Consider the following 6153-nt stretch of genomic DNA (forward strand, 5'->3'; position numbering starts at 1 on the left):
TTAAGCTTTTTTCTGCTGTCCGCGTCCCCCTTTCAAGATGTTGTTTCGCGCTACATTTCGTCAAATCCCGGTGCCGTTCAGCATCTCAATCAGGTCGTCATTCGTAATCGGTTTTATATAAAAGTTGGAAACTTCCTGGTAACTTGCGGCTTTAAGCCGGTCTGCCTGATCAATAGAAGAACTGATGATGTAAATCGTTATTTTTTCGGGCACATCGAATTTGATAAACTCGTCAAGGAACTGCCATCCGTCAAGCACTGGCATGTTGATGTCAAGCAGGATTACTGAAGGCATGTTCTCCCGGATTTTTATCGCCGATTTTAAATAATCCAGCGCCTCATCGCCGGCATTAAAAACAAGCAGGCGCTCACAAAAATTTACCAGGCGCATTTGTTTGGAAATCAAAAAGGTAAATATTTTATCGTCATCGATCAGACAGGCGATATCAGTTTTTTTCATGTATAAGGGGTGTAAACTGAATAAAAAAAGAAGTGCCAACACCGGGCTGGCTCTCGGCCCAAATCCTCCCACCCATAGCCTCTACCTGGTTTTTTACCAGGAAAAGCCCCATGCCCCTGGCATCAGGATGGCGGTGAAAGGTTTTATACATACCAAATAGTTTGTGGCCATGCAGGGCCAGATCGATCCCTAAACCGTTATCTGCTATGATAAGCAATGGCACTCCGTCATCCAGGTTGGCGCTTATCTTTATTTCGGGCCGGCGCTCCGGATGCTGGTATTTAAGACTATTGCCTATCAGGTTAACCAGTACACTCTCCAGGTAAGCCGGATTAAACACAACTGTGATTCCATCATCCATATCTTTAATTATACTTGCATTACTGGCGCGGATAGAGGCAGAAAGGATATTTAGCCCTCTTTCTACTTCATGTGCCAGGTCGATTCTTACCCTTGTGTCTGCGCTGCTCTCCTGAACCTTCACCACCTCGTTCAAATGCGCCAGGGTTTCCAGCAGGCTGGCAGCATTCCCGTCAAGCATTTGCACCAGAGTCTCTTTTTCTGCCGGGTCTGTTTCTTCCAGGATCATGCTCGTCAGCATCCGGATATTGCCAGAATGTGAACGGAGGTTATGCGATACGATATGCGCAAAATTCAGGAGCCGGTCGTTTTGGAGGCGAATGATCTCCATGCTGTTTTTTTGGTCGGTAACATCTTTAATTTGCGAAACGAAGTAAAGGGGTGCACCGCTCTCGCTTCTTACCAGCGAAACACTCAGCAGGGCCCATATGATCCGGCCATCAGCATGGTAGTACCTTTTTTCCATTGTATAGGAGCCGATGTCACCTGCAACAAGTAAATTGAGTTGCTCGAGGTCGCTTTCCAGGTCTGCCGGATAGGTGAATTCCTGAAAAGTGTGACCGAGGAATTCCGGCTCTGTATAACCAAAAAGCTGGCATAGGCTGGTGTTCACTTTTATCCAGCCCCCGTTGAGCGATACCAGCGCCATCCCGATCGGCGCATGATCAAACGCTTTGGAGAAGCGTTGTTCCCTTTCTTCCAGGGCCATAGCCTGCAAGCGCCTGTCTGTAATGTCGGTTAGCGTGCCATAAAGGCGCGTGCAGCGGTCATCGGCCGATTCTGCCTGTACGCGCACTTCAACCCATTTTTGGGTGTTTTTCGCAGTGAGTACTTCCAGTTCGCCTCTTTCTGGCAGCCCTGAAACAATCGCTTTATCTATTAAGGCCCTCACCTTCGCTGGTTCCCGGTAAAAAAGTATGACATCCTCCATCGAGCCCATATAGTCGTCGTCAACCTCCATAATCTGGAAGATGATCTTATTCCAGTAAAATGTCCCCTCCAGGAAATTGCGCTCCCAGATTCCCAGCCCGGCCAACGAGGCCGCATTTTGATAAAGTTCTGATTTTGTCTGCATCCCGAATACTTCTCCTGTCGATATTCCATCACAAGATAAGCATACAAAGCATAGTACGAAACTATATTGTTGGCCAACCCTATGAACCGCCTTAAAATTTTCTATCTAAAAAGAACTTGAGAGGTATTAGGGGAAGCAAATTTTTAATGCTGATAAGGTGTAGCAATACTTGATCTATTTAAAAACCAGGTGATTATTGGATTACATCAGGCAAATTAAAAAATAATAGCTTAATGGTTTTTTCTGTTTTTCCGTCCGGATGGGGGCAAAACCTTTAACCGGTACATGTGCTCGTTGTTTTCGGTTGTATTGTAGTTGAGTACGGCAAAATATGGTGTTATGTTTTCTGCAGGTAGTTACCGTTTTTAGCAACAGGGAATCGTCATCTGCCCTCGTTAGTGTCCAATTATGTCAATTAATGGATCGCTCTGCTTCCCTTAAAAATGATTACCCAGCAAATTACATCGCGCAGAACCTTGATGGCATTGTGCAAAGTGTTGTAAACGGTGCGTTCGCTCAGGCCTGTTTGGTCGGCAATATCTTTAAATGAAACGGCATCAAAGTACCGAAGGCGGATAATTTCTTTCTGCCTGGGCGATAGCTCGTTCAGCGCCTTTTGCAACCTTTTTTTCATATGCTCATCATGCTGGCTGGCTATCAGTATCGACTCATAGGAGGGTTCGGCCGGGATATCTTCTATAGATAGCTCATCTATCAAATGGCCTGTTTGAGTTTCGGCTGATAATTGCTGATACGTTTTATATAATATCCGCTTATAAATGGTCAGCGTATATTGCTGGATGTTCTGCACATCGGCCAGTTTATGCCTGATCTTCCAAAGTTCTAAAAATAAATTGTGGATACCCTCCTTTACAAGCTCGGGGTTTTTGTAAAGAGAAAGCCCGAAGCGATATAAATCATCATAAAAAATATTAAAGCATTCATAAAGTCCCTGCTTTTCACCTTCTGCAAGCAATTGCCAGTTCTTGTAAATGTCCTTGTGTTTAGGACTCATCAGTACTGTTTTTGATACTTCCATCTAAATATTGAAAATTAACGCATGATTTACAAATGATTAACTTTTTAAAATTTTTATAAAACTACATAATACTTATTGAATAATGCAATAGCGCTGTCCTGAAAACTGAAACATAAAATTTATTTTGAAAAGCATTGGTAAAAAAGAATAATCTATTGCACTTGTATGTAAACGTTTCAAATTATATTACAAATGGACTATTCTTCATACCAAACAGAAGACTTTTTAACCGACGATAGCTTTGTGGCATACTGCTATGCCGAGAATGCAGAAGCTATTGCCAAATGGGAAAATATATTGGCCCAAAACCCAGGTATTGGCAAAAAAATGGATGATGCCCGCGAGTTATGCCTGTTATTGGGCATTAAAGTTGGCGCTGCAGAAAAGGCCACAGGGCTTGAACGCCTTAAAAGCGCATTGGACGAAACAGTTGAAGCAGAACAGCCCGAAGGCAGGATTATTGGCTTACGTAATTATTTTATGCGATGGATGACCGTTGCCGCTGCGTTATTAATTATGGCAGGTGCATTCGCGGTGTATCAGTTAAATACCAATACTACAGGCGCGGCTCTTTACAGCGCGGCTACCGATCATAACTATACCCTGATAGGGCAAACCGGTGCCGGTGAACGCAAATTTATTCGCCTGCCCGATGGAAGCACAGCGCTGCTTAATGGGGCAACCTCTTTAAAAATTGCCACCGATTATAATGCCCATAACCGCCACCTCTTACTAAACGGTGAAGCTTTCTTTTCTGTTACAAAAAATAAGCGTAAACCCTTTGTTGTAATTACCGGTAAAACGGCCACAACCGCCCTTGGTACCTCATTTAAGGTTGAAAGCTATTCCGGATCGGGTGTGGCAAGTGTAATGTTATCAACCGGTAAGGTTAAAGTTGAGTGTACGCAGCCCGATTTGGAAGTGGCCGATGTAACCCTTATACCAGGTCAGAAAGCCACGCTTTTTAAAGGCGACAAGGTATTTACCCAAACCAACTTTAATGCCAACGACCTTCAAAACTGGATAAACCGAAAACTGGTGTTTAAAAGTGCCGGCTTGGCGGAGATTGCCCTGAAAATGAAGGCCATGTACGGGATAGTAATTGCCCCGGTTGATAAAGCGGGTGACAGTATATCATTTACCGGCGAGTTTAGCGGAAAAAGCATTGCCGAAGTACTGGACGCCATTGGCTTTACCAATCATTTTACCTACAAACAGGACGGCAACGTCATAAAACTGATATTCTGAATTTAAACCTAATGATTTTAAATATTTAAAAACCCAAACTATATGCAAAAACCACTACTCCGTTCACGATTGCTCTCCTGGATGCTGCAGAGGATGATACCGTCAATATTATTGATTGTATCTTTCTCCGGGTACGCGCAGTCATCTACACAGGCCTATTCTTTCAATTGGAAAAATACACCGATACCGACTGTATTTAACCAGATAGAGAAGGCTGCCAATGTGCATTTTTCATACAATCCTAAAGATCTTGATTTGCAAAAAAAAATCAGCCTTACGGTAAGCAAACAAAGTTTGCAACAGGTAATTGACCTTGTGACGAAGGAACTTCATGCCCAGTATAAAATTGTTGGCGAAACGGTAATGATCCAATCAGAAAAGCCAACTGCAAAAGTAAGCTCGCAGGTTGTTGAGGATTTTAGCCTTACCGGTAAGGTAACCGACGATCAAAACCAGCCGTTGCCGGGCGTTACCGTTGTAAATACCACCAAAAATCGGTCGGCTGTAACTAATGAAACTGGCAGCTTTGTAATAACTGTAGCCAATGGTGATGTTATAACCTTTGCCATGATGGGTTATGAGATTAATTCAATCATCGCTACTGATAAAATCAAAACAGTAAAGATCACCCTTAAAACAAAAGCTACCGAGTTGAATACCGTAGTAGTAACAGCGCTTGGTATTAAAAGAGAAGAGCGCTCATTAGGCTACGCTACCGCCGAAGTGGACGGTAACGATCTTAAACATGCCCGCGAGCCCAATGTGATCAACTCACTTGCCGGTAAAGTACCTGGGCTTATCATCAACAGCACAGCCGGCGGACCGGCGGGCTCGTCAAGGGTTATCATCAGGGGCAATACCAGCATAACGGGTAACAATCAACCGCTTTATGTGGTTGATGGCGTACCGATAGATAACTCAAACTATGGCCAGGTAGGTGGCGGGAAGTATTCAGGTGGTTTTGATTTTGGCGATGCTATCTCGGCCATTAATCCCGATGATATCGACAAGATCTCGGTGCTGAAAGGCCCTTCGGCCTCGGCGTTGTATGGCAGTCGCGCAGGCAACGGTGTAATATTGATTACAACAAAAAAGGGTAATTCAAAAAAAGAGCTGGGTATTGAGGTTAACAGCACCTCATCGATAGAAAACCAGCTTACCCATTACAACGATTACCAATATATTTATGGCCAGGGTACCGCCGAGCAAATGGTGGTAGATCCATCGCAGGCAAAAAATACACTGTTCAACAACTTCGGCCCCCGGCTCGATCCTAATTTACAGGTTATTGGGTTTGATGGCAAATACCGCCCGTACGCGCTGGTTAAAAACAATATCGACAACTTTTTTCGTACCGGCGCTACAACCACCAACAACGTAGCTTTTTCTAATTCAAACGATATTTCATCGTTCCGCTTGTCAATAACCGATATGCGTAGCCGTGATATTGTGCCGGGTAGTAATTTGCGTCGTAATACTTTTAATTTCACCGGTAGTTCCAAATTCGGCAGCAAGGTTACGCTATCGGCAAAGGTGATGTATCTTAACGAAGATGTGGTTAACCGTCCCGCGCTGGCCGATGATCCGGGCAACATAGGCAATGCCTTTGTTGGCTTGGCCAATAACGTCGATCAGGCCTACTTTAAAAACGGTTACAAAGACAGTGAGGGCAATTATGTTGACTGGGGAGGCGGCCAATATCGTTTAGACCCCTATTGGGTGATTAACCAGGGCTGACGCATTAGAAATTTTTATTAGCGATAAGCGTTAACAGAAATTTATGGTTCCAACCAGCCATTTTTCGTTTGGCCTTCAGGCTGGCCTTGCTGGTTTTATCAGCTTTCAGAATATTTAAGGCTATTTTTCTGACGACTGCCAGGTTTTGAGCGGCCTGCCTGTTGCGTGTGGTATTGTAGTCTTCGCCAAAACCAACATCCAGTTGCCAGTGCAACTGATTTTCTATCCCCCAATG

Annotated in this window: 6 protein-coding genes; 2 read left to right on the forward strand and 4 right to left on the reverse strand. The window is 44.1% G+C overall.

Annotation, left to right across the window (positions count from 1 at the left end; translation table 11 throughout):
• Positions 1-60: 60 nt before the first annotated feature.
• From AC1DU2_RS20705 to AC1DU2_RS20715, 3 genes are all read right to left on the reverse strand, one after another.
• Positions 61-459: a response regulator gene (locus tag AC1DU2_RS20705; protein ID WP_477386521.1), complete on the reverse strand. Its 399-nt coding sequence runs from the start codon at positions 457-459 to the stop codon at positions 61-63.
• Positions 446-1894, reverse strand: a complete 1449-nt coding sequence (locus AC1DU2_RS20710) for a sensor histidine kinase (protein WP_477386523.1) — start codon at positions 1892-1894, stop codon at positions 446-448. Before AC1DU2_RS20710 ends, AC1DU2_RS20705 begins: the two co-directional genes overlap by 14 nt.
• Before the next feature lie 415 nt (positions 1895-2309).
• Entirely contained in the window at positions 2310-2909 is a 600-nt protein-coding gene (locus AC1DU2_RS20715) for an RNA polymerase sigma factor (protein ID WP_477386525.1), read from the reverse strand.
• A gap of 216 nt (positions 2910-3125) precedes the next feature.
• Between AC1DU2_RS20715 and AC1DU2_RS20720 the strand changes: the two genes are divergently transcribed.
• The gene (locus AC1DU2_RS20720) at positions 3126-4181 is read left to right on the forward strand and encodes a FecR family protein (RefSeq protein ID WP_477386527.1); all 1056 of its coding nucleotides are present in this window, start codon (positions 3126-3128) and stop codon (positions 4179-4181) included.
• 42 nt (positions 4182-4223) lie between these two features.
• Positions 4224-5918 carry a TonB-dependent receptor plug domain-containing protein gene (locus AC1DU2_RS20725; RefSeq protein WP_477386529.1) on the forward strand — a complete coding sequence of 565 codons (1695 nt, stop codon included), beginning with the start codon at positions 4224-4226 and terminating at the stop codon, positions 5916-5918.
• A gap of 4 nt (positions 5919-5922) precedes the next feature.
• On the opposite strand, the gene AC1DU2_RS20730 is transcribed toward AC1DU2_RS20725, so the two are convergent.
• The coding region (locus AC1DU2_RS20730; RefSeq protein WP_477361980.1) for a transposase at positions 5923-6153 on the reverse strand (231 nt) is incomplete at its 5' end.

The organism is Mucilaginibacter sp. P4_C11 (assembly GCF_056402115.1).

Coding starts and splice junctions, on each gene's coding strand:
- AC1DU2_RS20715 (WP_477386525.1), bottom strand. CDS start 2,909: ATGAGTCCTAAACACAAGGACATTTACAAGAACTGGCAATTGCTTGCA.
- AC1DU2_RS20720 (WP_477386527.1), top strand. CDS start 3,126: ATGGACTATTCTTCATACCAAACAGAAGACTTTTTAACCGACGATAGC.
- AC1DU2_RS20725 (WP_477386529.1), top strand. CDS start 4,224: ATGCAAAAACCACTACTCCGTTCACGATTGCTCTCCTGGATGCTGCAG.
- AC1DU2_RS20710 (WP_477386523.1), bottom strand. CDS start 1,894: ATGCAGACAAAATCAGAACTTTATCAAAATGCGGCCTCGTTGGCCGGG.
- AC1DU2_RS20705 (WP_477386521.1), bottom strand. CDS start 459: ATGAAAAAAACTGATATCGCCTGTCTGATCGATGACGATAAAATATTT.